Consider the following 25,303-nt stretch of genomic DNA (forward strand, 5'->3'; position numbering starts at 1 on the left):
TATTACTATTACGCTCTTAGGTAGCTTTCATCCCTAAAATAACAGCAAAAGCAGACGGCCAAATAGAGGTGCATTTTCGCACTTCTAAACCGTCTGCTTTCTATGTTTAGTCAAATATTTATATAAAGCCTAAAAACACGCCACTGCTTCCAGAAATCACTCTATGCATATTATCTCATTTTGATAATGCAATTTTTATATGGGCCAAGTGATGCTCTTCGTGCCAAGCTAATTTTGCAACCTTTGTTGCGACTGTTATTTTACCATTTGTCTGGTGAGTAAAAAATCGATCTAATTGCTCTTCCGTTAAACTATGTCCTAAAGCCACAACACGCTTATTTATACCTTCTAACATTTTAATAGAGCTTTCTACAGGAAGCTGCGTATCCGATAAAATAGCCCACTTCTCTTCATCAAACGCGGGCACAGTTGGATTCTCATCAGTTAAAGCCAGCTTCAAACGCTGATACATGTTCAGCTGAGAATCTGCAATATGATGAACAAGCTGACGAACTGTCCATGCACCGTCACGATAAGTTTTGCTTAAATCCCCATCACTTAATGTGTCGACCGTTTCTCTTAATCTAATTGTGTAAGTTTCGATTTCCTTTAACCATTCTTGAATATCTTCACGCTTTACTTTTTCAGGAACTTGCAATTTGCCAATTGGGTATTTTACATCCATTTTTCAAACCTCTTTTCCCTATTTTTTTAATTCTTGGTATTATCAATTAATATATCAATAGGTTCAGTTGTTGTAAACTTCAACCTGAATTTTAACAAGAGGACGGGTCAATTGTTTCTATTGAAGTAAGGGGCCCGTCCCCGTACCGTATAAACTACAAATCTATTTCAAGCAATATAGGCGTGTGATCTTGTCTTAGACCTGAATCAATCATTTCAGATTTAAGTACTTTATCTGCCAGGCGATCACTCACTAGCCAGTAATCAATTCTCCAGCCAGAATTATTAATTTTACTTGTTTTAGCACGCTGAGCCCACCAAGAATAAATACCTGGTACATCACCATGAATATAACGAAAAGTATCTGTAAATCCTTTTCCCAAAAGATTGGTAAAACCTTCCCGTTCTTCATTCGTAAATCCAGCTGAACTACGGTTATTATCGGGGTGAGCCAAGTCTATTTCCTTATGTGCTACATTAAAATCGCCTGTTGCAATAACCTGCTTCTCTTTATCTAAACCTGCTAGATACTCCGCATATTTCATATCCCAATTTTGACGATCTTCTAAACGCTTCAAACCATCGCCTGCATTCGGTGTATAAACTTGTGTTAAGTAGAAATGATCAAATTCTAATGTGATAATGCGACCTTCCTCATCCATTGTGCTTGGTGCGCCAATCCTTGGGAAGGTCACGGTCGGTGTTAGGTAATTTTTATACAAAAACATCGTACCCGCATAACCCTTGCGTGCTGGTTCTACTGAACTGTTCCAAACAATTTCGTAATCGGGAAACTTCTCCCCAAGAATTTCTAAATGTTTTTTTGTAGGACCGTTACTCGATAATTTTGTTTCTTGTATAGCAATAATCTCTGGATTGTTTTCCATAATCGTATATAAGACTGCTTGAGATAATAAAGCACGTACTGAATCGCCCGTTAATGCTGCATTTAGTGAATCAATATTCCATGAAATTAATTTCAATGTGCTTCCTCCTGTCCTTGTTTTGTCAATTTTAAAAATAGTCTCTACACATCTAATAAACAGGGAACAAAAGAACAGAGCTATTTTTTATTCTACTAAGGAAGACTCTTTTTCTCTTAGTAGGAATCCTGTTACTACAAAGGAACATACTGCTAGGACAACTAGAAGGATAAAAACTGAATGCAGACTTGTTTCTAAAGCATTACCATGTAATTCATCACTTAATAATAGTCCCGATACCGCAATCCCAATAACCTGTCCTAGATTCCTCATGAGATTATTAGACCCCATCGCTGCACCTCGCATATTCCAGTCCACGGCTGATTGGACTGCAACTGTATAAGCAGTAAAGGTTAAACCGAAACCGAAACCAATCACTCCAGTAACCATCATCATCCACGGAACTGGGGTATCCGTGTTAAAGAATACAAAGCCACTACAAGCCAGAATAATGATGCCGACACCAACTAACGTAATGCTACCGATGGATCTCTTACTCATCAATCTGCCTGATAATATCGCACCAATCGGCCATGTGACAGACATTGGCAACATCGCAACTCCTGAGAATGTTGCATTCAAACCTGTAACCCCTTGAACCCATAGCGGTATATAAAAAGTTATAGCGACGAGGATGAATCCCAATAAAAATCCAGCGATATTTGAAATCGTAATAAAGCCATTTTTAAATAGAGCTAATGGCAACATCGGTTCTTTTCCCTTTGCTTCAATCAAGAAAAATAAACAAAGCCCAACGACGGCCACTATAAATAAAATCACGATGCTGTTTGTGACTTGCTTATGCTCTTTCAACAATGTCAATGCATATAAAAATGCCGTCATTGTGACCGCAAATGTCAAAATACCTGCGTAATCGATGATCTGCTTTTTCTTTTCGATATTTTCATGTAATGCAGTCCATAAGAGAACTAAAGATATTATCCCAAATGGAAGATTTAAAAAGAAAATCCAATGCCATGTGATCTTATCGACAATTACTCCTCCTGCAAGCGGACCGACAATCCCCGCAATTCCCCACACACTACTGATCCAGCCTTGCATTTTTGCCCGCATTTTAAATTCAAATACATCACCAATTATTGTAAAAGGAATGGTTGCCAGTGCTCCCGCACCAATCCCTTGAATAACACGATATACGATAAGCTGCTCCATTGTTAATGAAAGCCCGGACAGTACTGAGCCGATTAAGAAAATAATTGTTCCAATTGTAAACATTATCTTTCTTCCATAAAGATCGGCAAGCTTTCCGAACACTGGTGTAGCGATAACCAATGCCAATAAATAGACGGATATGACCCATGTATATAAATGGCTTCCACCTAAATCTTCAACAATCCTCGGCATCGCAGTACTGACGATTGTTCCTTCAATGGCCGTTAAAAAAGTTGCAATCAATAAAGCAATCACAACCGATTTCTTTTTTGTATCTTTGTTCAACTTTTTTTTCCTTCTTTCATAACTTAATAACTCTCCTATTGTCTAGTTCGTACCAACGATCGGGCCTTCGGGTCAAAAACGATTGTCTCCGATTTTAGTAAGTAGCTATTCAGATGATACATGACAATTGTATACAATGTAAATGGAAAACCAAACATCTCAATCTCCCTTTGTCCCCTTGCGATGTCATCACGCCCCTGCTTGAGAAACAAACCGAGAAGACTTATCAGAGCATAGTTGATGAAAATCAAAGTCCTTGCGAATTATGGAGGCATCGTTTAAGAAGTGTCATTGAAAGTGATGAGCTCGTCTTCGAAGAAAAAGATGGGACATTTACTCTATACGTTACTAAAACGAAGGTCAAAAGTGGTAGCTTCATGATTCTCACCTCTAAAATTGAACATAAAAAATAGCACCTCTTGTGAGATGCTATAACGTATCCACTGATACTAATTATGACTAAAAGTGAATGATTGATTAAGTGTGTATCCCATTAATGTTTTTTCGATAATGGCGAGATCGAACAACTTTTGGATGCCACTTACGATATCATCTTCTAAAAAGCTAGAGTAAGCCACGCGACAGCTTCACAGTGCGTCGTCTGCGGAAACATATCCACCGGCTGCACTTCCATCGTTTTATACCCGCCATCTTCTAAAATACGTAAATCACGAGCAAGTGTCGCAGGATTACAAGACACATAAACAACTCTTTTTGGACGCTGTTCAATGATTGTCGTAAGTAAAGCCTCGTCACAGCCTTTTCTAGGTGGGTCGACTACTAGTACGTCTGCTTTTTTACCTTCTTTGTACCACTTAGGAATAACTTCTTCTGCAGGGCCTGCTTCGAAGTAAGTGTTTGTAAATCCATTTAACTCTGCATTACGTTTCGCATCTTCAATTGCTTGGGGCACGATTTCTACACCTAGTACTTGTTTTGCTTGTTGTGCTAGGAATAATGAAATGGTTCCTATTCCGCAATATGCGTCAATTACTGTTTCATTTCCAGATAGCTGTGCATAATTTAGTGCTTGTTTATATAGTACTTCTGTTTGTACTGGGTTCACTTGATAGAACGATCGGGCAGAAATTTCAAAGCGTACGTCTCCTATTAAATCTTCGATAATCGATTTACCCCAAACAGTATTTGTTTCATCTCCGAAAATAACATTTGTATTGCGATTGTTTACATTTTGCATAATCGAAGTGACATTTGGCTCGACTTCTCGGATTAACTTAATGATTGCATCTTTTTTCGACAATTTGGCATATTTTGTCACAAGCACTACCATTACTTCCCCAGTTGCACGACCCTTTCTTACAACTAGATGACGTAACTGTCCTTTTTTCGTTTCTTCATTATAAGGGATTAGATCTAGCTCTAATGCGTGTTCTTTTACAGCACGCATTAATCGGTCTGCTTCATCTGATTGGATTAAACAAGTATTCGTATCTGCAATTCGATGAGACTTGGATTGATAAAAGCCAGCTAGTACTTGTCCATCTTCCAAGGCAAATGGAATTTGGGATTTGTTACGATATTCCCATGGTTTTTCCATTCCTTTTACTGGAAGTACTGGAGCATCTATTTTTCCGATACGCTTCATCACATTTCGGACCATATTTTCTTTCCAAGCAAGCTGTCCTTCGTATGATAAATGCTGTAATTGACAGCCACCGCATTCACCAAATACTGGACATGGTGCATCTACTCGAAATGGGGATGGCTCTATAATATTTTTTAACTTTGCGAAGCCATAGTTTTTTAATGTTTTTAACACATGGACTTCTGCTGTTTCATTCGGTAAGCCGCCTTGGATAAATAGCGGATAACCATCGACTTTTGCTACTCCTGCTCCGTCATGTGTTAAGTCTTCAATATGGACTGTCAGTCGATCATTTTTAGTTACTGGTGTCTTCACTTTATATCTCCGTTCTTGTTATGATTGATTTATTATACCAAAATGTGAGGCTTTTTGTTTGTCTTCCACACTTTTCTGCCCATTAAAAACAGACGCCTTTAGGACGTCTGTTTTTATACGCTCGCATTTTTTACTCGCTATCTAACATTCCCAAAAAAGTTGCTGGAATGGTTAGTTTTTGTTTTTTGATGATTAGCTTCGTAAGTTCGTCGATCGTTTCTATTTTATTTTCATCTTTAATAATTTTAATCTCGTTATGGAGACGTTCCATCTTTTGGTCTAGCGCATATGCCGAGTCAGCAGCTTCTTTGAGCTCTTTTAATAATTTTTCCGGCACAAACTGATCATATTTATAAAAGATTTTATGCTCTAAGCTTGCCCAAAAATCCATCGCTATTGTACGGATTTGCACCTCTACTGTCACGAGTTCTTTACAATCAGACATAAAAACAGGAATTTCTAATAGTAAGTGTAAACTTTTATACCCATTATTCTTCGGATTTTGGATATAATCTTTTACATTTAATATCTTGAGATCACTTTGATTTTGCAGCATTTCATAAATTTGATAAATATCCGAGATAAATGAGCAAGTAATACGGAGACCTGCAATATCCTTTACATTTTCCCGAATACTATTCACCGATATTTCTTTACCTTTTCGACCTAGTTTTTTCATAATACTTTCCGGTGATTTCAAGCGAGAACTCGTATGTTCTATTGGATTATATTCGTGAATCATTAAAAATTCTTCTTGAAGTATCTCAATCTTTGTTTCAAGTTCGGCTAATGCAAATTTATATACTAGCATTAGACGTGTCATGTTTTTTCTCATTTGCTTAAACTGCTCTAGTTGTTCAGGATTCATAAGTTAGTGCTCCTTCAATAGATGTGCCTGAAGAAATCATACCAAATTTATTTTCACTTCACAAAAATAATGGATATGTATTTATCTACATTGAACTTGCTTCTTTAGTATTTCCACTAACCGATCCCATGTTTGAATTTCATAAGTTGGGTGGATTGCCGTCGTATTGTTTTTTACATGCGGGTTAAACCAACAAGTGTCGATTCCAAAGTTGTTACCGCCCTGAATATCAGAGGAAAGCGAATCACCAATCATCAATACGCGAGATTTATCGGTTACATTTAGTTTGTCCAAGATATATTCAAATATTTCAGGCTGAGGCTTTTGATATCCTGCTTCCTCTGAAGTAATAATTATTTCGAACAAATCTTTTAAAGAAGATCCACCTATTCTTGCATGCTGTGCAATTGTAAACCCATTTGTCAAAACTGCAAATCTACAGCCTGCAAGATTCGAAAGCATTTCTTCTACGCCTTCTATCATATGTACTTCTTTTCCTAAATTCTCTATATACTTATGACCAAAAACTTCAGCATCTATATCAAGTGCTTGTTCCAAAAATAACTGCTTAAATCTTTCCACTTTAATGTTCGCTAAAGTTGTTCGTCCTTGTTCCAAGTCATCCCATAAAACTTTACTAATCGCCTTATAGCTAGGAAGATAATCCTTCACTCCATTTGGCAAACCATATTCCATAAAAAGATTATGGAGTGCATTTTTCTCGGTCATGCCAAAATCAAATAATGTATCATCTAAATCAAATAGTAAAACATCGTACCTCAATTTCTTCATCTCTTTTCTGTTTATTTCATTATTTACTCTTCATCAAATCTTGCTTTAGAAAAACCTCGTCCTAGTATTTCAGATGCATTTAAGAAAATAACAAAGGAAGTAGGCTCTTTTTCTAAAAGGAGTTTCTTAAAATAAACTGCCTCCGATTGTTCCACTACGCACAAAATCATTGTTTTCTCTTCGTTTGAATAGCCTCCTAATGTCTTGATCTTAGTTAATCCACGGTTAATCTCTTCCTTGATAATCGTTTGAATTTCCTCTTCTTTATCTGTAATAATGAGTACTAATTTAGTCGTAGATGATTGTAATTGTACAAAATCGATAACTTTACTTGAGACATATATCGAGATCATCGCATATAGAGCCAACTCAAAATTAAAAACTAATGCAGAGGTAATAACAACTAATCCGTCTACTAGCAGTTGAGAGAACCCACTTGAAATACCTGTAAACTTCTTTAGTATCTGTGCAATTAAAGCCGTACCACCAGTGGATCCATTTCCTCGGTAAACAATCCCCAGGCCTACCCCTAGCATAATACCACCATAGATGGCACCTAAAAGCGGATTATCTACCATTAGCTTAATATCAGCAGTCAACCAAATGACCAATGGAACAAATATTGTTCCAACAAGGGTTTTTAAACTGAATTCCTTCCCTACAATAATTATTGCTAAGAACAATAACGGAATATTGATTAGCCATTGTACGTATGCAGGATTATATTGAAAAAGCTCGTAAAGAATCGTACTAATTCCCGAAACCCCACCTGCTGCGAGCTTTGATGGTAATAGGAAGATATTATAAGAAAGACCGACAAGTGCCGCTCCAATCATAATTTGAATATACTCCATAATAGATGTTTTTTTACTATTAATTCTAACCATATCACTTTTTCTCCCTTTTTTTGTTTAAATGCTTAATCATTCTAACAAAATTTGACGAATAGTTTAATTATATTTTATATTTATTTTCCATAAACACGAAAAAACCCCGGTTGCCCGAGGTTTAAATATTATTTCTCCCTGACTGCTCCATCTCTCAAAGCAGCCCAAAATGCTACAACAATTGCTGCAATCAGAACAATAAAAGGTGCGTAAAAGATTAAAAAGTCTGTCATACTGCTCCTCCTTAAGCGTGATTGTCTTTTTTACCACGAACGTAGTCCTTATTGAATAAAAACAAGCGTAACAACAAATAGAGTGACGGTATTAATAATGCAAGCCCCGCGATAAATGCAATGATAAGCGCGATCGCCATCGCTTCATTCGTAAAACTATCGTAAATCGTTAAGTATGGATACAGTAAATACGGACGATGGGCAAAACCGTAAGCAAAAAATGCAACGAAAAATTGACCAACTAACAGTCCAAAAGAAAGTCCATAGCTTCTTCTTTTCACTAAAAGCCAAACCGTTCCTAGATACAATAAAAACGATAATCCGAACGCCCACCAAATATCCATCATATTGTTATAATGCGCTTGATTGTGCGTGCGTAGCTCTACCATAATCCCAGCTGCAGTTATGATCGTTGGCAATGCCCAAATGAGCGCATATTTTCGCATAAGATTTGTTGCTTCTAAATCTCCAGCCCTATTTGCATACCATGTTAAAAATACAGCCGAAATATAAAGTACGGCGGAAAGGCTAAGCACAACGATTGCCCAAGTTAATGGACTCGTAAATAATGCATAATAATCGAGTGATGGAGAACCATCCACCATTTCGATAAAGCCACCTTCAGAAATCGTCAGTACAATCGACAATGCTGCTGGTATAAACAGCCCTGCTAACCCGTACATAAACGAATAGCCCTTATGTCCTCTTGAGCCATAAGTCTCAAACGCATAATATGATCCCCGAATCGCAAGTAAAATAATTGCGATACTTGCCGGTACAAGTAATGTCGTTCCATAATAAAACGCTGTCTTTGGAAAAAATCCAATGATCCCTACAAAGAAAAATACGAGAAACACATTCGTTACTTCCCAAACTGGCGATAAATAACGTTGAATCACATTCGTCAAAATATGTTGCCTTCCTGTAAGCAAACTATATGCATTAAAGAAGCCTGCTCCAAAATCGATAGATGCTACAATCAAGTAACCAAACAAAAACGTCCAAAGCACTGTAACTCCAATAATTTCTAACGTCATGAGATGTCAGCCCCCTTTGTAGCATGACGATCTTCTAATTCTTGTTCCACTGGGTTTCTTCTAAACATCCGAGTTAGTACAACAATACTTCCAACTCCAAGTACTAAATAGAGCCCTGAAAATAAAATTAACATCGTATCCACATGTCCGCTTGTTGTTGCGGCATCTTCGACACGCATCAAGCCTCTAAGAATCCACGGTTGTCTACCTACTTCCGCAAGCCACCAGCCCGCTTCAATTGCTAAAATAGACAGTGGTCCTCCTAAAACAATCAACCATCGGAACAGCTTCGATTGAACCATTTTCCATCGCATTTGTACACCTAACCAATAGACGAGTGAAAGTAACGTCATCCACACTCCAATCGTAACCATAATATCGAACAAATAATGGATGTATAATGGTGGAATTTCATCTTCTGGAAACTGATCCAATCCAATTACTTCAGCAGTAGGATTGAAATGGGCAAGAATACTTAAAGCAAATGGAATTTTAATCGCATACTTCACTTCGCCATTATCTAATACACCGTACAATATAAGCGGTGCATTTTCTTCCGTTTCAAAATGCCATTCGGCAGCAGCAAGTTTTTCTGGTTGATACTCCGCCAAATACTTTCCGGAAAAGTCGCCAATAATTGCAGCGGCAATGGAAAATACAAGTCCGACCTTCATCGTCAGAAAAAGTGCTTTCTTATGGTATATATGATTCGAGCCTTTCAATAATCGGAATGCGGCAATTGCAGCTAATACAAAAGCAGCTGTCATATATGCTGTTACAACAACATGGGCAACTTTTGTAGGCATTGCCGGATTGAACATGGCGAGTAAAGGATTGATGTTCACTAGCTCCCCATTTAGTACGTCAAAGCCTTGTGGAGCATTCATAAATGCATTCACAATTGTTATAAATACAGCAGACGCAGATGCACCAATAGCTACTGGAATAAGTAAAAGCAAATGCTTTTTCTGATTCTCAAAGCGATCCCATGTGTACAAGTAAATGCCTAAGAATATTGCTTCAAAAAAGAACGCAAACGTTTCCAAAAAAAGTGGAAGCGCAATAACATTTCCTGCTAGCTCCATAAAATTCGGCCAAAGTAATGATAGCTGCATTCCTATAGCAGTCCCAGTCACTACTCCAACCGCAACCGTTATAACGAAACCTCTTGCCCAGCGTCTGGCGAGCAATATATAGTGCTCATCGTTCTTTCTAATCCCAACCCATTGAGCAATCATGATCATGAGGGGAACTCCAACACCAATAGTTGCGTAAATAATATGAAAAGATAAGGTCAACTCGGTTAACACTCGACTATAAAATACGGCTTCTTCATTTCCCATACGTTTCCCTCCTTAGCTACCGAAAATTCTCCCTACAACTGATAGCGCCATGATGCCTGCAACAATAAAAGCGAGCCATATCAAATACTTTTCTTGTTTTTTATACATGCACATCACTCCCTTCGCTCTATTTTACCCCTAATTCAGACAGTTCTAACATCGTCATCCGAAAAAAACAGAAGTAAAAAAACCCAGCAATCTGTATAGAATGCTGGGCCTAGTTTTAAGGTCTGTCTTGTTCGCGAATTTCATCTATCGGTACAAAAACCTCAATGTGTCTATATAAATTTTGGAATGTGGCTGGAATGTTGCCTCCATACTCACCATCTAAATTAAGAAGTACTTTTTCATCTGAAGTTACTTTTATTTGTTTCGCCTTTTTGTAAATAACATGTGGATCCTCTAAATGATCTCCACGAATCGCAAGTGATGCTAAACGGATAAACTCAGCCATATTAACTTTTTTCAAAATTAATAAAGAAAATTGCCCATCATTCACACTGGAGTTGGGAGCAAGTTTTTCAAACCCACCAACGGAATTCGTGAGTCCTACTAAAAACATCATCACTTCATCTTCAAATACTTTATCGTCATATTCAATCCGAACCTTTGTCGCATTGATCGATGGAAGCATCTCTATACCTTTTAAATAATATGCCAGTTGTCCAAGCACTGTTTTTAGTTTACTCGGCACTTCATACGTTAGTTCGGTAATGCGACCTCCGCCAGCAATATTTATAAAATATCGTTCATTATTCACAAGTCCTACATCTACAGGAATCGAATCGCCCTTTACAATGATTTCCACCGCTTTTTGAATATCTCTTGGAATATGCAAGGCTCTTGCAAAATCATTCGTCGTCCCCATAGGAATGAGACCGATTTTAGGGCGTTTTTCAAATTCACTAACACCCGCTACCACTTCATTTAGTGTGCCATCTCCACCAGCCGCAATGATTAGGTCAAAATTATTTTCTACTGCTTTTTTAGCGGCGGAAGTTGCGTCTCCTTCTCCAGTAGTGGCATGGCAAGATGTTTCATAACCTGCAATTTCTAAAGCTTCTAATACCTCGGGCAAGTTTTTCTTGAAAATTTCTCTCCCTGAAGTAGGATTATAAATGATTCGTGCACGTTTCATAATTTTTTCCTCTCTGCTTCACAATTCTTCCCGTCATATAGACTTCTTTTCTGAAGAAAAGGTTTCATTGCATTACTAAAAGAGCCGACTTATGCCGGCCCCGCTCTTTAGTTTGTTTTCTTATTTTTGAAGTGCTTGCAACCAGTTATTACGTATGTCTTCATAAACTGCTAAGTGGAAATCTTTATTGTCTGTAAACTCTTTACTCATTTGAGTATAGAACGCTTTTTGTACTTCTTCAAATGTCGGGTCTTCCTTATCAGGAAACTTTGCTCTACCTTCCATAACAAATTGTTGCACTTTTTCGGCACGAGGCCCCCATTTAGAAATAACTTCACCGTCACTATTTAACAATAAATAAACAGGAATAGAGCGTCCACCATTGGTTAAATATTGATCCATCAACTCAAGGTTTTCATCGCGGTATACAGCGCGCACATCAAGGCTAGCCGCCTCGGCAATTCGACGAACTATTGCATTATTCATCATTGCATCCCCACACCAGTCTTCTGTAATAGCAAGAACATGTGGTGCTTTTTCTTTTAATAATTCGATAAATTCATCATCCGCAGGCACTTCGAATTGTTCATAAATGCTAAAGGATTCTTCTTTTTTTGTTGTCATATCATCCATATATTGTGTAAGTGGTTTTGCATTTTCAAAGTATTGTTGTTCAGTAGGCATTCAAAATGACCCCCTTTTTACTTTAGTATACTTCGTTCTAATACCTTATTCAAATAAGTTGGCTAAGAAGATTTAGGGTTAGAGCTTGTTATATAGAAATAGTTTAAAGTCATTGGTTTCACAAGCGAAATTAAATTATAGCAGGCATTTGTCGGAAAATAAAAAGATGACCCCGAAGAGTCATCTTTTCATTTATCTTTTCACGATTTCTTCGTTCAAGATTTTATTAACAAGCGGTGGGTTCGCTTGTCCTTTTGTTGCTTTCATAATTTGACCAACTAAGAAGCCAATTGCACGGTCTTTCCCGTTTTTAAAGTCTTCAATCGATTGTGGATTTGCATCTAGTGTTGTGGTAACAATTTCACGAAGAGCACCTTCGTCTGAGATTTGTACCAAGCCTTTTGCTTTTACAACTTCAGCAGCATCTCCACCGTTATCTGCAAGCTCTTTAAATACTTTTTTCGCGATTTTCGATGAAATCGTTCCATCGGAAATTAGTTTAATCATACCAGCAAGATTAGCTGGTGTAAGCTTGATGTCTTTCAATTCTTTTTGATCCGCATTTAAGTATGCAGAAACTTCACCCATCAACCAGTTCGAAGCAAGCTTCACATCTGCTCCAAGAGCTATTGTTTCTTCAAAGAAATCGGACATTTCTTTTGTTAATGTCAATACCATTGCGTCATAAGCTGGAAGTCCAAGATCTTCGATGTAACGTTTTTTACGAGCATCTGGAAGTTCTGGGATTTCCGCACGTACACGCTCCAGCCACGCATCGTCAATAACGATGTCTACTAAATCCGGCTCTGGGAAGTAACGATAGTCATCTGTTCCTTCTTTGACACGCATCAGAATTGTTTTACCTGTTTTCTCATCGAAACGACGAGTCTCTTGTTCAATTATTCCACCAGAAGAAAGTACTTCTGCTTGGCGAATCTCTTCGTGTTCTAAACCTTTACGCACGAAGCTGAAAGAGTTCAAGTTTTTTAGTTCTGCTTTTGTACCAAATTCTTCTTGACCATATGGACGTAAAGAAATATTCGCATCACAGCGTAGTGATCCTTCTTCCATTTTACAGTCGGAAACTTCTGTGTACTGGATAATAGATTTTAGTTTTTCAAGGTATGCATATGCTTCCTCAGGTGTACGAATATCTGGCTCCGATACGATCTCTACTAGTGGAGTACCTTGGCGGTTAAAGTCTACTAGTGAATAACCATCCGCATGCGATAATTTACCTGCATCCTCTTCCATATGAAGACGAGTAATACCGATACGTTTTGTTTCTCCGTTTACTTCAATTTCAATCCAACCATTTTTACCAATTGGTTTATCAAATTGAGAGATTTGATATGCTTTTGGGTTATCTGGATAGAAATAGTTTTTACGGTCAAACTTTGTATGTTGTTCAATTTCCATATTTAATGCTAGTGCTGCACGCATAGCAAAATCTACTACGTTTTTGTTTACTACAGGAAGTACACCAGGGTAACCAAGGTCAATTACTGTTGTATTTGTATTTGGTTCAGCTCCAAAGTGATTTGGTGCTGCTGAGAAGATTTTAGAGTTCGTTTTTAGCTCTACGTGTACTTCTAAACCAATAACTGTTTCAAAGTTCATATTATTTTACCTCCCAAATTTGAGGAGTTTGTTTATGGAAATCTGTCGCTTGCTCATAAGCGTGAGCTACGCGATAAATCGTTGACTCGTCAAAATAATTACCGATAATTTGTAGTCCAAGAGGCATTCCATCTTCGAATCCACATGGGATTGAGATCGCTGGCACACCTGCTAAGTTAATCGGAATAGTTAAAATGTCGTTTGCATACATCGTTAATGGATCTTCTACAATTTCACCAATTTTAAATGCTGGTGTTGGTGCAGTTGGTCCAATAATTACATCATAATCAGCTAGCACTTTATCATAATCTTCTTTGATCAGTGTGCGAACTTGCTGTGCTTTTTTGTAGTAAGCATCGTAAGTTCCAGCACTTAAAGAATACGTTCCAAGCATGATACGACGTTTTACTTCGTTTCCAAATCCTTGTGCACGTGTCTCTTTATACAGATCCATTAAGTTTTCTACGTTTTCTGCTCGGAAACCATAACGGATTCCATCAAAACGTGAAAGGTTAGAAGATGCTTCAGAAGATGAAAGGATATAGTAAGTCGCTAAAGCATATTTAGAATGTGGTAATGAAACCTCTTCCCAAGTTGCTCCAAGTGATTCTAACACTTTCAATGCTTCCATAACAGACGCACGAGCAGCTTCGCCAACTCCTTCTCCTAAATATTCTTTAGGAACAGCGATACGTAAGCCTTTAATATCACCAGTTAAAGCGGCAGCAAAGTTAGGTACCTCTACATTCGCTGAAGTTGAATCCATTGGATCCACTCCTGAAATTGTTTCTAATAATAAAGCATTATCTTCTACGTTGCGTGTAATCGGACCAATTTGATCTAAGGAAGAAGCAAATGCAACAAGACCTGAACGAGAAACACGACCGTATGTAGGCTTCATCCCAACAACTCCACAATACGCTGCTGGTTGGCGGATAGATCCACCAGTATCAGAACCTAGTGAGAATGGTACTTCTCCTGCTGCTACTGCTGCTGCAGATGCACCTGAAGAACCCCCTGGAACTCTATCTAAAGACCATGGATTTTTTGTTGTTTTGTATGCTGAGTTTTCATTTGAAGATCCCATCGCAAATTCATCCATGTTCAGTTTCCCGATTGTAACCATCCCTGCTGCACGTAACTTTTTCACAACTGTTGCATCATAGATAGGATTGAATCCTTCTAATATTTTACTTGCACAAGTTGTTTCTAATCCTTCAGTTACGATATTGTCTTTTACCCCGATTGGCAAACCAAATAATGGCCCGCGCTCTTCAAAAGGTACTTGATCTAATTCCGCAGCAGTCGCTGTCGCTTTTTCTTTATTTAATGCTAAGAACGCTTCTACATCACCATCTAGTTTTTCTACACGGTCAAAAGCTTCTTTTGTCAAATCGGCAATCGAAACTTCTTTGCTATGTATAAGTTCTTGTAATTCTTTCGCCGAACGTTCAAATAACGTCATTAGTTTCCCTCCTTACAATGATTAATCCATAATAGCTGGTACTTTTACTTGACCTGCTTCTTGTTCTTTTACATTTAACATCATCGTTTCACGATCAAGTCCTTTAGTTGCCACATCTTCACGTAGAACATTTACTAAAGGTAGTACATGAGTAGTTGGTTCTACATTTGTTGTATCTAGTTCTTTTAGTTGTTCAGCAAATTCCGTAATCGCACCTAGTTGAAGCGCAAACTTTTCCGCTTCTTCCTCCGTAATTGCAAGACGTGCTAGATGTGCCACATGCTTTACTTCTTCTTTTGTTAATTCTGCCATTTTCCACACCTCCGAATTCAATAACCATAGGCAATATCATATCATTTTTCACTCTGCTTGAACAGAGTGACACATTTTTATCGAGTAATCTAATTATTGAGTGTATATATGCACAAACGGTTCTTCCTCACCAGGTTTCTTGATAAGTAATGCTTCTGCACCATTCAATGAATTTACTTGCACTTCTACATTCATCGAAGTATTAAAATGTTCTTTCACTAAACCTGCGAGATGTTGAGTAAAGCCAATTACCTCCGAAGTACCATAAAACTGAATGGGAATTGTAATCGTCCATTTTTGAAGCTGTTTGTCTTTAAAATAACCGGTTCCAATTACACCTGTATAATTGGAGAAATACGTTTCTACATCTTGTTTAAAGTTGCGGAAAATAGTATCTAAATCACGATAGTTTTCTTCTGAATTCGCTGTAGGGAATAATACATATTCTTCATCGATTGGTTTCCAGTCAGATACGTTCTTTCCAGCAGGAGCCGTACTATAAGTGAAATATGTTCCCGGCACAACCGCATTTCTACTATTTTGTTTAAAGAGGCCTACTACAATCGGTACGTCTTGTAATCCTTCTATTTGACGCATGCGATTCACGACTTCTTCTGCAATCTTCTTCCCGTTTTCTTCTATTTGAGCTTGTGTTAATTGTTCCTCAAAAGTTGCCCCGTACGCTTCTTTTTGGTAATAATAAATCGAATTTAACGCAAGTCCTATAGAAATTCCCGCTAGCTTCACTGTATTCTCTTCTTTTACCAAATAGTTTTGCTCTACAATATGTGTTATATAAACAGGAGCTTTTTTTGCTTTCTCTTCTCCAGTAAGCCCTTCATCACTCGGATTTAAACCATCTTTTGTTTGATTACTTCTTGCTAACCAGCTTTCTAACGTTTTTCCCTTTAAATATTGTCCCTCTTGAAACAAATACTTATCTGGTGAAAACTCATTTTGAGATATTCGAAGTAGACCGGTCTCTACTTCTTTCACATCATACTTAGTTGCAAGATTTGATACAACCAATCCTCTACTTGCACTCTCTTCGTAAGGCAAGATTGTACGGTAGTAAGTTTCATCTAGTTGTAAACTTGGAATAATTACAGTTTTTTTAGCTTCTTCTTCCGTATTTTGAATAACTTCCGTTTCGGTCTTCGGAGAAGGAGTACAACCGGAAACGATTAGTAATAACACTAGTATCGTTATACCTATTAATTTTTTGTTCATATTTTGAACCCCTTTAATCCGCTAAATGATCTAATAGCGTTTGTTCATCCCAAACTTCAATGCCAAGACTAGTCGCCTTTTCTAGCTTAGATCCCGCCTCTTCACCTGCGATCACTAAATCTGTTTTTTTACTCACACTACCTGCAACCTTTCCACCAAGCGCTTCAATTTTTTCTTTCGCTTCTGGGCGAGTCAATTGCAATAGTTTACCTGTAAGTACAATTGTTTTATTGGCAAATGGACTATCTTCTAGTAAGGACATGTCTACAATTTTACCAGTGTACTGTAGTGCTAACCCGGCTTCTTTTAATCGTACGATTAACTGTTGTACTTCCTCTTGCTCAAAATAGGTAACTAGTGAGTCCGCCATTTTGTCACCTATTTCAAAGATTGCGGTTAGCTCTTCTCTTGTAGCCTTCATTAATGCATCAAAATTATGAAATGTTTCTGCTAGTATTTTGGCAGCTTTTTCACCAATATGGCGTATTCCAAGACCAAATAATACTCGTTCCATCGAGTTCGTTTTAGATGCCTCTATTGCAGCTACTAAATTCGTAGCAGATTTTTGTCCCATTCGTTCTAATTGAACTAAATCTTCCACCGTCAATTTATATAAATCAGAAACGTCTTTGATCAGCTGTTCTCTAAACAACTGCTCCACCACTTTTTCGCCAAGTCCTTCAATATTCATCGCATTGCGAGATGCAAAATGGTAAATACCTTCTTGAATTTGTGCAGGACATTGTGGGTTTACGCAACGTAAAGCTACTTCCTCTTCAATTCGTATTAAGTCGCTATCACATACCGGGCAATGTGTAGGCATTTCATATGGTATTTCAGTCCCGTCTCTCTCTTCTAAAATAACCGATACTACTTCTGGGATAATGTCTCCTGCTTTTCGGATGATCACTCGGTCACCGATGCGGATATCTTTTTCTCGAATTAGATCTTCATTATGAAGGGTTGCTCTTTGAACGGTTGAGCCCGCAACAAGCGCTGGCTCTAAAATAGCTGTAGGCGTTACTACGCCCGTACGACCTACTGTTAAGTCAACGTCAATAATAGTTGTTACTACTTCTTCTGCTGGAAACTTATATGCAATAGCAAAGCGGGGGCTTTTCGCCGTAAATCCTAGCTCTTCTTGCTGTGCGTAGTCATCTACTTTAATGACAATACCGTCGATTTCATAAGGTAGATCGTTTCTTTTTGCAGTCCATTCTTGAACAAATTCAAGCACTTCTTCGACAGATTTACATTTTCTTGTTTCCTTATTCGTCGGCAAGCCTTGCTCTTTCATAAACTTCAGCGCTTCAGAATGCTGTTCTACATTTTGTTCGGCACCGTCCCCGCCTAGTCCATAGACAAACATAGACAGATTTCGGCTAGCTGCCATTTTAGGATCGAGCTGTCGCAAAGATCCTGCCGCCGCGTTTCGAGGATTTGCTAATAGTATTTCTCCTCGTTCCGCACGTTCTTCGTTTAGTTTCATAAAGGAAGACTTCGGCATATAAGCCTCTCCTCTTGCCTCTAGCGTAACTGTATCTCTTAATCGAAGTGGGATGGAACGGATTGTTTTAATATTTGCTGTAATATCTTCCCCCGTTGTACCATCTCCGCGTGTTGCACCTCTTACTAAGCGTCCTTCTTCGTATAGAAGGGAAACAGCTAGACCATCTATTTTCAGCTCACATACATACGTTGGCGTTTCATCGATAATGCTTTGTATTCGTCGATCAAAATCACGTAAATCCTCTTCGTTAAATGCATTAGAAAGACTGAGCATTGGGCTAGTATGCGTAACTTTTTGAAATCCTTCACTTACAACTGCTCCTACTCGTTGGGTTGGAGAGTCCGGTAGTATTAAATTCGGATTTTGTTCCTCTAATGCGATTAGTTCGTGCAAATATTGATCGTACACCGCATCCGGTACTATTGGGTCATCTAAGACGTAATATGCATAACCATAGTCATATAAAAGCTTGTGAAGCTCTTTTACTCTTTCTTCTAATTTATTCATGGGCTTTCCTCCACTAAGTGAATTATCCTTTTTCGATTGGTGCAAATTTTGCTAGTAGTCGTTTAATACCTGTCGGACTTGGGAAGGCAATATCTAGCTCTGTATCTTCACCATTTCCTCTAACGCTAACAACCATACCTTCGCCCCATTTTTTATGCACCGCTTTATCTCCTACTTGCCAGCCCATTTTATCTCCACCTGATTGTTTGTAAGCTGGACGAACAACAGCTGTTTTTTTAGTTTGTTGAACAGATTTAGTATTCGATGAGGACATTCGGCTGTTGTCACTTTTTCCACCAACAACCTCCATTATGTCATCTGAAATTTCACCTATAAAACGGGAAGGACTATTAAAACTACCTCGTCCAAAAATAGTTCGAGACTGCGCACAAGAAATAAACAATCGTTCCTCTGCCCGCGTTATACCAACATAAGCGAGGCGCCTTTCTTCTTCCATTTCGTCATCATCCCCGATAGAACGTGAATGAGGGAAAATGTTTTCTTCCATTCCAATGATAAATACGACAGGAAACTCTAGACCCTTAGCTGCATGCATCGTCATCAAAATAATATTACCTTGTGACGTATCTTCCTCTTCATCAAGCTTGTCTATATCTGAGATAAGCGCTAAATCGGTTAAAAATGCCACAAGTGACTTATCATCACTTTTTTCCTCAAATGCCTTTGTAACAGATAAAAACTCTTCAATATTTTCTAAACGACTTTCCGCTTCAATCGTCTTCTCGTTTTTTAACATTGTTTTATAACCAGTTTTTTCAAGTACCTGCTCGACAATTTCAGTTACAGATAAAAACTCTTGCATTTGTGTCAGGTTTTGAATGAGACCATGGAATGAGACAACGGAGTTTACTGCTCTTGCCGGTAACCCCATAAAGTCGACTTCATGTAATGCATCCATAATAGAACGATCTTGTTCCAGTGCATACATCGCTATACGCTCAAAAGAGGTTGCGCCAATGTTTCTTTTTGGCTCATTAATAATACGAGCTAACGATAAATCATCATCGTTATTAGCAATTAATCGAAGATAAGCTAATAAGTCTTTAATCTCTTTACGATCATAGAACTTAGTGCCGCCGACGATTGTATAGGCCATATTCGATTTTACAAGCACTTCCTCCATCACACGAGATTGCGCATTTGTACGATATAGGACAGCAAAATCATTCAAGGTACGGTTTTCATTTTCCATCATTTCTTGAATAGATTGCACGACAAACTGTGCTTCTTGCTGTTCATTAAAAGCACGGAAGAGCTGGATTTTTTCTCCTTCAGTATTTTCTGTCCGGAGCACTTTAGGGTATCTGCTCGTGTTATTGCTAATGACGTCATTTGCAGCCTGTAAGATGCGCTGAGAAGAACGATAATTTTGCTCTAACATGATCATCGTTGCATTCGGATAGTCTTTTTCAAATGATAAAATATTTTGAATGTCCGCGCCACGCCAGCGATAAATCGATTGATCCGAGTCACCAACGACACAAATATTCTTAAACTTACGCGCAAGCATTTGCACTAACTCATACTGGGATTTATTGGTATCTTGATACTCATCAACGTGAATATACTGGAATTTGTTTTGGTAGTACTCTAACACTTCCGGTACTCTTTTAAACAGTGTTACAGTTGTCATGATTAAGTCATCAAAATCGAGGGATTGGTTCTTTCTTAAACGCTTTTCATATCCTGTATAAACTTCTGCAACTGTTTTTTCAAATGGGTTCATCTCGTTCATCTGTGCTCTATACGTATCTGCATCTATGCAAATATTTTTTGCACTACTGATTGCATTTAGCATGGAACGTGGATCATATTTTTTGGGGTCGATATTTTGCTCTTTTAAAATATTTTTGATAACCGTTAACTGATCTGTCGTATCAAGTATCGAAAAGTTTTTTGAATACCCTATACGGTCGATGTCTCTTCTTAATATTCGAACACACATTGAGTGGAATGTGGATACCCACATCCGCTCGCCCGTTCCCGCTCCTAAAATACCATCGATACGTTCACGCATTTCGCGAGCTGCTTTATTGGTAAATGTAATGGCCAGTATTTTCGATGGGTAGACTTCTTTTTCCACGATTAGATAGGCAATTCGATGGGTTAATACGCGTGTTTTTCCAGAACCTGCTCCCGCCATAATAAGTAGAGGGCCTTCTGTTGTTTTAACGGCTTTTTCTTGCTCTTTATTCATACCGTTTAATAGGTTTTTTCCTATGAGTTCCATCATGCACTCCCTTTCAAGAACGTTTGTTCTAATTATATAGTTCATCTCTTTTATATTCAACTAACGCTTAACAGCTTGTACTGTTTTTAAAGCTTCTGATAGGTTTTCATATACTTGATTGCCTACTATTATAGTATCAGCATATGTAGCCATTTCACTTGCTTCTTTTGCTGTTTTAATGCCGCCTCCGTAGAATAGTTTTGTATTTTGAAGACCTTCTTTTACCTTTTTTACGACCTCTACATCACCGTACATACCACTGTATTCCATATAAAAAATAGGGAATTTAAACAAATGCTCGACCATTTGTGCATATGCGATAATATCTTCATCTGTTTCTGGTTGTTTAGCATTCGTTAACTTAGCTGCTTTACAATCTGGATTTAATATACAATATCCTTCTGGAATAATTTCATCCCAGTTCATCACTTCTCCAAATTCTTTTGTTGCCTCGTGGTGTAAATCCTTCACCCATTTTGTCTCTTGGCTATTCAATACACTTGGAATAAAATAAAAGTCAAAGCCAGGAGTAATCGATTCTATTGTCGATACTTCTAGTGCGACAGGTACAGCATATCTTCTAATACGCATTAACAAATCAATTACATTATCCAATGTTATTCCGTCCGAACCCCCAATGATAACAGCATCGGTTCCAGATTCACAAACCTTTTCTAAGGCTTCCGCCTCTATTTCCTTTGCGGGATCCAATTTAAATATATGGCGCCATTCTTTATAATCCATTTCTTCACCTACATTAAGTTAGTTAAGCACTCTTCATTATAACAAAAAAACTGAACAGAGGCTTCTGTTCAGTAGTGAGCGATAGATAAGTTTAAGATTATTCTTTTGATTGTTGGAGCGACAACTCTTCTGGATACAGTCGACCAAGAATTTCATCATAGTAATCATTGCCGTAATCATATGCCCGTCTTACACGTGAAATGGTTGCTGTACTTGCACCGGTTTCTTTTTTAATCGTTTCATATGTCTTTTTCAAACGAAGTAAATGCGCAACCTCGAAACGCTGGGCAAGTGATTGAATTTCACTTATTGTACATAAATCATCAAAAAACTTATAACATTCTTCTATATTATTTAGCTCTAGTACAGCTTTAAACAATTGATCCGTTTGATGTCCTTTTATTTTTTCAATTTGCATATTGTATCATTCCCTTCTTCCCGTTTTCCATCAAGGTAAATAGTTTACCATATTTTCTAAACCAGGCTTGGTCGGCACAAAACTAACCCAGGATTTTCCTGGTACTAATTTAGCTGGAACACCATTTTCCATCGGTATTAGTATTCCGTCTACGTTTTCCCATTCAATCACTTTCATCGTTCCTGCTTGAAAAAGATACGCTCTTCCTCCAGCATTCAATGTTAACTGCCTGCGCCCAGCATTATCAATTGTCTTATGCGGTATTTCCATAAATATTATATTGGCAAGCTCTACAGGTTTTTCCGTTTCCTTATCGATTGTTATAACTCCGCCAGTTTTTCGTTCATATAAACCACTTTCCGGTATATATGTATATTGATTTTCAAAACTTGCTCCTGTTCCATACTGAATACTTATTTTAGACACGGGATCTCCAATTTTTGCACCTTCTATCGAATCATAAAAGGAGAATGTAGGTATTTTGTGAATCTCCATCGAAGCCCCTACTTTTTCTGCACCTGTGAAAATGTTCTCTTTCGAAATATACGAATTATGTGGCGCCTTACGTTCCTTTGAACGCTTAAAAAGTATACCATCATATTGCATACCATTAATATTATCTACAACTCTCGCATTTAACATTTTCTGCGCATCCGGGCTATAACCATGTGCAATGTAAAAAGCATCTAATCCTTTTGCAACTTCTACGAAATAATCACGAGCACTTCTAACAGGTCCTACTATATCAGGAATTTCACTTTGATAAAGCGCTAGAAATCTCGTCACATTTCCTTCAGCTAACATTTCATAAACAATATCCGCCTGTGCAATCCCTGACTGAGGCCTTGCAAGCGGATGATTATTCATCGTAACAATAATTGGTCTTTGTGTTTGTTCTTCTTCTGAACGAATACCTGTAAAAGGTGCAACATAAGGGAGAACAATAGGTTCTTCTACTACTTCTTCTACTATATCCTCCACAATCTCTTCTACTGGTTGTACTTCTGCTGCTTTTTCCTCATTGGAACAGGCAACGAGAAATAAACCGAGTAAACTTATTATCCCCCATTTTTTAAACAATGGAAATCCCCCTACCTCATGACAGCTGGAAACAATACTTGTTTTTTCATCACATCGAAAATCCCTCTTTGCGTAACGCGAACATAAGGTAAGTGCGTCGCTTGTAAGAATAATAAAGTGTAAATGGCATCCCCATGCTTAAATCCTCTAGCTGTCAATTCTCTCTTTAATAGTAATTCCTCTTCTATTAATACTTCCATCGGTTTATCGGATAGGATTCCACCTATAGGAAGTTTGAGTGTGCAAACAACTTCCTCATTTTCAACGATGACTATACCACCGTTCATTTTCTTCATTTCATTGAAAGCCTGAAGCATGCTCTTTTTATTTTTTCCGATTAAAATAATATCCCCTGTACTAGAGTAAGAAGAAGCAAAACCTTTTAATGTCGTTGCAAATCCTTTAATAAGTGTAGAGACTTTCCATTTACCATTACGATCTACTAACAACAAGAAACTTTCATCATGATCAGTTGAAAGCTCGTTATCCGTCGTATCAACCGAAACAGAATAAGGCTTTGTAATAACGTCGTTCACCATTTCAATCCCAAAAGGCATCGAAAATTGGAAATCATCATCGGACATGTCAAAAGCCAAATCTAAATCAGGTATTTCTGACCAATCAGTTGCTGCCAATGAGTGTACTCTTTCCCCGTCACGTTTTAACCAAACCCCTTTAGATAACACAGTTGTCGGAACAGGATTTAACTCATCATCAAGGAAATTGAGCGTAGCAAATCTTCCAGCTGCTATAACTCCATGTAGATTAGATAAATTATAATATTTGGCTACGTTGAAGGAAGCCATCAAATAAGCATCTATTGGATTAACCCCTGCTTCTAAGGCAACCTGAATACATTTATCCATCACACCATCTAAATGGAATGAAGGGGTAGCTCCATCAGTCGTCATCATAAGGTGATCAAAAATTTGCAAATCCTTCTCCAATATCCCTTTTAATAAAATCGGCAAGTCAGGACGAATCGACGAATGACGAAGCGTTACCGCATAGCCATGCAAGATTCTTCTTTCTACTTCTTCAATAGTCATCGCTTCATGGTCTCCATCAGCTCCAAGTAAACGCATACGCGCTAACGTACGTTCAGAAGCACCAGGGAAATGTCCTTCAATTTTCATCCCGTTCGTTTTTGCTTGTTGCATCCAATACAGCATTTGATCATCACCGGAAAGGAGTCTTGGCCAGCCTGTTAGCTCTCCGCCCATAATAACATCTGGACGCGCAATCCATTCTCCAACCGTTTTAGATGTAAATAATTCTTCCTCATTTTCAAGCTCTGTCTGTGAATCAAAGCGGGCCCACCAATAATAAGAAAAAGGCAGCTTACTTAGCTCATCCATTATTGAAAACGCTTTCTTATTTTCAAGCATCAAAAACATTACTAAATTATCTGCTATAAATGTCGTCGTTCCTAATTGAGCTGCATAATCAGCAAATGTTTGTGGGTTATATAGTTGGAATGGATGTACATGGGGTTCCATATAGCCTGGTACAATCTTTTGACCAGTAGCATCATATACTTCAGTGTTCGCAGAAACTAGTGGCATTTCCGAGCCGGTATACACAATCCGATCTTTTACAATCCAAATATTTCCGTTCATCCATTTCTTTAAATGGCTGTGTAAATAAGTTGCATTTGTAATAAGGATATCTGGTGCTTGTTTTCCGTTTACAACTTCTATTTGTTTTCTAATTTCTTCTATTTTCCAAATCGGATATTGCATTGCATCCATTCTCCTTTCTATAAGACTACTCATAGAAATAATAGTAGCATAGTACTTTAGTAAAGCAAAGTGTTGAATTATTATTTTTTGTAAATTTTTTTCTAAAATATACCTAGTATGAAATGTTAATAATTGTATGGACTGTCACCTTCCCAATTTAGCACTGAAACGATAAAAAGGAATAACACACAGAATAGGGAAACTGCGCGGTAGGGAGTTGAATGAAGTGGACGCTTGGATTTCCGCTACAGGGTGGACGCTTTCCGCCAGGTGAGCGATGAGCCATTCGCGCCGCTTAGGGCGTCGTTGGAATGGTTCATTTTGCTCTGACAGAGGAACAAAGGCTAAGAACGCCACATCGTGTGGCAACGCCTTTGAAACCAACATCCTGTTGGC

General features: G+C 38.0%; 23 protein-coding genes. All 23 read right to left on the reverse strand.

Annotated elements, in window-relative coordinates; translation table 11 throughout:
• Positions 1-175: 175 nt before the first annotated feature.
• Positions 176-685, reverse strand: coding sequence for a YfiT family bacillithiol transferase (locus tag FG382_RS18190; protein ID WP_142540309.1), 510 nt, complete (start codon positions 683-685; stop codon positions 176-178).
• Between the two features lie 154 nt (positions 686-839).
• Positions 840-1,667 carry an exodeoxyribonuclease III gene (locus tag FG382_RS18195; RefSeq protein ID WP_142540310.1) on the reverse strand — a complete coding sequence of 276 codons (828 nt, stop codon included), beginning with the start codon at positions 1,665-1,667 and terminating at the stop codon, positions 840-842.
• An 87-nt stretch (positions 1,668-1,754) separates the two neighbouring features.
• The gene (locus FG382_RS18200) at positions 1,755-3,125 is read right to left on the reverse strand and encodes an MDR family MFS transporter (RefSeq protein WP_142540311.1); all 1,371 of its coding nucleotides are present in this window, start codon (positions 3,123-3,125) and stop codon (positions 1,755-1,757) included.
• A gap of 556 nt (positions 3,126-3,681) precedes the next feature.
• Entirely contained in the window at positions 3,682-5,046 is a 1,365-nt protein-coding gene (rlmD, locus tag FG382_RS18205; RefSeq protein WP_142540312.1) for a 23S rRNA (uracil(1939)-C(5))-methyltransferase RlmD, read from the reverse strand.
• A 130-nt stretch (positions 5,047-5,176) separates the two neighbouring features.
• A complete protein-coding gene (locus tag FG382_RS18210; RefSeq protein ID WP_142540313.1) occupies positions 5,177-5,914 on the reverse strand; it encodes a GTP pyrophosphokinase in 738 nt (245 codons plus the stop codon).
• A gap of 81 nt (positions 5,915-5,995) precedes the next feature.
• Positions 5,996-6,697: a YjjG family noncanonical pyrimidine nucleotidase gene (locus FG382_RS18215; protein ID WP_142540314.1), complete on the reverse strand. Its 702-nt coding sequence runs from the start codon at positions 6,695-6,697 to the stop codon at positions 5,996-5,998.
• A 32-nt stretch (positions 6,698-6,729) separates the two neighbouring features.
• Positions 6,730-7,593: a YitT family protein gene (locus FG382_RS18220; RefSeq protein ID WP_142540315.1), complete on the reverse strand. Its 864-nt coding sequence runs from the start codon at positions 7,591-7,593 to the stop codon at positions 6,730-6,732.
• A gap of 128 nt (positions 7,594-7,721) precedes the next feature.
• Positions 7,722-7,826: a cytochrome bd oxidase small subunit CydS family protein gene (gene cydS / locus FG382_RS23555; protein ID WP_373287656.1), complete on the reverse strand. Its 105-nt coding sequence runs from the start codon at positions 7,824-7,826 to the stop codon at positions 7,722-7,724.
• 11 nt (positions 7,827-7,837) lie between these two features.
• Positions 7,838-8,863 (reverse strand): cytochrome d ubiquinol oxidase subunit II, encoded by a 1,026-nt coding sequence (locus tag FG382_RS18225; RefSeq protein ID WP_142540316.1) that lies wholly within the window; start codon positions 8,861-8,863, stop codon positions 7,838-7,840.
• A complete protein-coding gene (locus tag FG382_RS18230) occupies positions 8,860-10,206 on the reverse strand; it encodes a cytochrome ubiquinol oxidase subunit I (RefSeq protein WP_142540317.1) in 1,347 nt (448 codons plus the stop codon). The genes FG382_RS18225 and FG382_RS18230 overlap by 4 nt, the downstream gene beginning before the upstream one ends.
• Before the next feature lie 223 nt (positions 10,207-10,429).
• Positions 10,430-11,344 carry a diacylglycerol kinase gene (locus FG382_RS18235; RefSeq protein ID WP_142540318.1) on the reverse strand — a complete coding sequence of 305 codons (915 nt, stop codon included), beginning with the start codon at positions 11,342-11,344 and terminating at the stop codon, positions 10,430-10,432.
• Between the two features lie 120 nt (positions 11,345-11,464).
• Positions 11,465-12,028, reverse strand: a complete 564-nt coding sequence (locus FG382_RS18240) for a thioredoxin family protein (RefSeq protein ID WP_142540319.1) — start codon at positions 12,026-12,028, stop codon at positions 11,465-11,467.
• 192 nt (positions 12,029-12,220) lie between these two features.
• Positions 12,221-13,648, reverse strand: coding sequence for an Asp-tRNA(Asn)/Glu-tRNA(Gln) amidotransferase subunit GatB (gene gatB / locus FG382_RS18245; RefSeq protein ID WP_142540320.1), 1,428 nt, complete (start codon positions 13,646-13,648; stop codon positions 12,221-12,223).
• Position 13,649: 1 nt separating this feature from the next.
• Entirely contained in the window at positions 13,650-15,113 is a 1,464-nt protein-coding gene (gene gatA / locus FG382_RS18250) for an Asp-tRNA(Asn)/Glu-tRNA(Gln) amidotransferase subunit GatA (RefSeq protein ID WP_142540321.1), read from the reverse strand.
• A gap of 21 nt (positions 15,114-15,134) precedes the next feature.
• Entirely contained in the window at positions 15,135-15,425 is a 291-nt protein-coding gene (gene gatC, locus FG382_RS18255) for an Asp-tRNA(Asn)/Glu-tRNA(Gln) amidotransferase subunit GatC (RefSeq protein WP_142540322.1), read from the reverse strand.
• 93 nt (positions 15,426-15,518) lie between these two features.
• Positions 15,519-16,655, reverse strand: a complete 1,137-nt coding sequence (locus tag FG382_RS18260) for a CamS family sex pheromone protein (RefSeq protein ID WP_142540323.1) — start codon at positions 16,653-16,655, stop codon at positions 15,519-15,521.
• 13 nt (positions 16,656-16,668) lie between these two features.
• The gene (gene ligA / locus FG382_RS18265) at positions 16,669-18,672 is read right to left on the reverse strand and encodes an NAD-dependent DNA ligase LigA (protein ID WP_142540324.1); all 2,004 of its coding nucleotides are present in this window, start codon (positions 18,670-18,672) and stop codon (positions 16,669-16,671) included.
• Positions 18,673-18,694: 22 nt separating this feature from the next.
• On the reverse strand, positions 18,695-20,923 hold the full coding sequence (gene pcrA, locus FG382_RS18270; protein ID WP_142540325.1) for a DNA helicase PcrA: 2,229 nt from the start codon (positions 20,921-20,923) through the stop codon (positions 18,695-18,697).
• A gap of 60 nt (positions 20,924-20,983) precedes the next feature.
• Positions 20,984-21,667 (reverse strand): heptaprenylglyceryl phosphate synthase, encoded by a 684-nt coding sequence (pcrB, locus tag FG382_RS18275; RefSeq protein ID WP_142540326.1) that lies wholly within the window; start codon positions 21,665-21,667, stop codon positions 20,984-20,986.
• A 97-nt stretch (positions 21,668-21,764) separates the two neighbouring features.
• Positions 21,765-22,085 (reverse strand): YerC/YecD family TrpR-related protein, encoded by a 321-nt coding sequence (locus FG382_RS18280; RefSeq protein WP_142540327.1) that lies wholly within the window; start codon positions 22,083-22,085, stop codon positions 21,765-21,767.
• Positions 22,086-22,115: 30 nt separating this feature from the next.
• Positions 22,116-23,165 carry a DUF3048 domain-containing protein gene (locus FG382_RS18285; protein ID WP_142540328.1) on the reverse strand — a complete coding sequence of 350 codons (1,050 nt, stop codon included), beginning with the start codon at positions 23,163-23,165 and terminating at the stop codon, positions 22,116-22,118.
• A gap of 11 nt (positions 23,166-23,176) precedes the next feature.
• Positions 23,177-24,907 (reverse strand): adenine deaminase C-terminal domain-containing protein, encoded by a 1,731-nt coding sequence (locus FG382_RS18290; RefSeq protein ID WP_142540329.1) that lies wholly within the window; start codon positions 24,905-24,907, stop codon positions 23,177-23,179.
• Between the two features lie 144 nt (positions 24,908-25,051).
• Positions 25,052-25,303: hypothetical protein (locus FG382_RS23045; RefSeq protein ID WP_211356424.1), on the reverse strand; the 252-nt coding region annotated here is incomplete at its 5' end.

Source organism: Psychrobacillus lasiicapitis, from assembly GCF_006861795.1.
GTDB classification, from domain to species: Bacteria; Bacillota; Bacilli; order Bacillales_A; family Planococcaceae; genus Psychrobacillus; species Psychrobacillus lasiicapitis.

Excerpts from the sequence above, each read along its gene's own strand:
- ligA (WP_142540324.1), bottom strand. The coding sequence starts at position 18,672 with ATGAATAAATTAGAAGAAAGAGTAAAAGAGCTTCACAAGCTTTTATAT.
- FG382_RS18280 (WP_142540327.1), bottom strand. The coding sequence starts at position 22,085 with ATGCAAATTGAAAAAATAAAAGGACATCAAACGGATCAATTGTTTAAA.
- pcrA (WP_142540325.1), bottom strand. The coding sequence starts at position 20,923 with ATGGAACTCATAGGAAAAAACCTATTAAACGGTATGAATAAAGAGCAA.
- FG382_RS18190 (WP_142540309.1), bottom strand. The coding sequence starts at position 685 with ATGGATGTAAAATACCCAATTGGCAAATTGCAAGTTCCTGAAAAAGTA.
- gatA (WP_142540321.1), bottom strand. The coding sequence starts at position 15,113 with ATGACGTTATTTGAACGTTCGGCGAAAGAATTACAAGAACTTATACAT.
- FG382_RS18220 (WP_142540315.1), bottom strand. The coding sequence starts at position 7,593 with ATGGTTAGAATTAATAGTAAAAAAACATCTATTATGGAGTATATTCAA.
- gatC (WP_142540322.1), bottom strand. The coding sequence starts at position 15,425 with ATGGCAGAATTAACAAAAGAAGAAGTAAAGCATGTGGCACATCTAGCA.
- FG382_RS18290 (WP_142540329.1), bottom strand. The coding sequence starts at position 24,907 with ATGCAATATCCGATTTGGAAAATAGAAGAAATTAGAAAACAAATAGAA.
- FG382_RS18260 (WP_142540323.1), bottom strand. The coding sequence starts at position 16,655 with ATGAACAAAAAATTAATAGGTATAACGATACTAGTGTTATTACTAATC.
- FG382_RS18225 (WP_142540316.1), bottom strand. The coding sequence starts at position 8,863 with ATGACGTTAGAAATTATTGGAGTTACAGTGCTTTGGACGTTTTTGTTT.
- pcrB (WP_142540326.1), bottom strand. The coding sequence starts at position 21,667 with ATGGATTATAAAGAATGGCGCCATATATTTAAATTGGATCCCGCAAAG.
- gatB (WP_142540320.1), bottom strand. The coding sequence starts at position 13,648 with ATGAACTTTGAAACAGTTATTGGTTTAGAAGTACACGTAGAGCTAAAA.
- FG382_RS18210 (WP_142540313.1), bottom strand. The coding sequence starts at position 5,914 with ATGAATCCTGAACAACTAGAGCAGTTTAAGCAAATGAGAAAAAACATG.
- FG382_RS18240 (WP_142540319.1), bottom strand. The coding sequence starts at position 12,028 with ATGCCTACTGAACAACAATACTTTGAAAATGCAAAACCACTTACACAA.
- FG382_RS18230 (WP_142540317.1), bottom strand. The coding sequence starts at position 10,206 with ATGGGAAATGAAGAAGCCGTATTTTATAGTCGAGTGTTAACCGAGTTG.
- FG382_RS18235 (WP_142540318.1), bottom strand. The coding sequence starts at position 11,344 with ATGAAACGTGCACGAATCATTTATAATCCTACTTCAGGGAGAGAAATT.
- cydS (WP_373287656.1), bottom strand. The coding sequence starts at position 7,826 with ATGACAGACTTTTTAATCTTTTACGCACCTTTTATTGTTCTGATTGCA.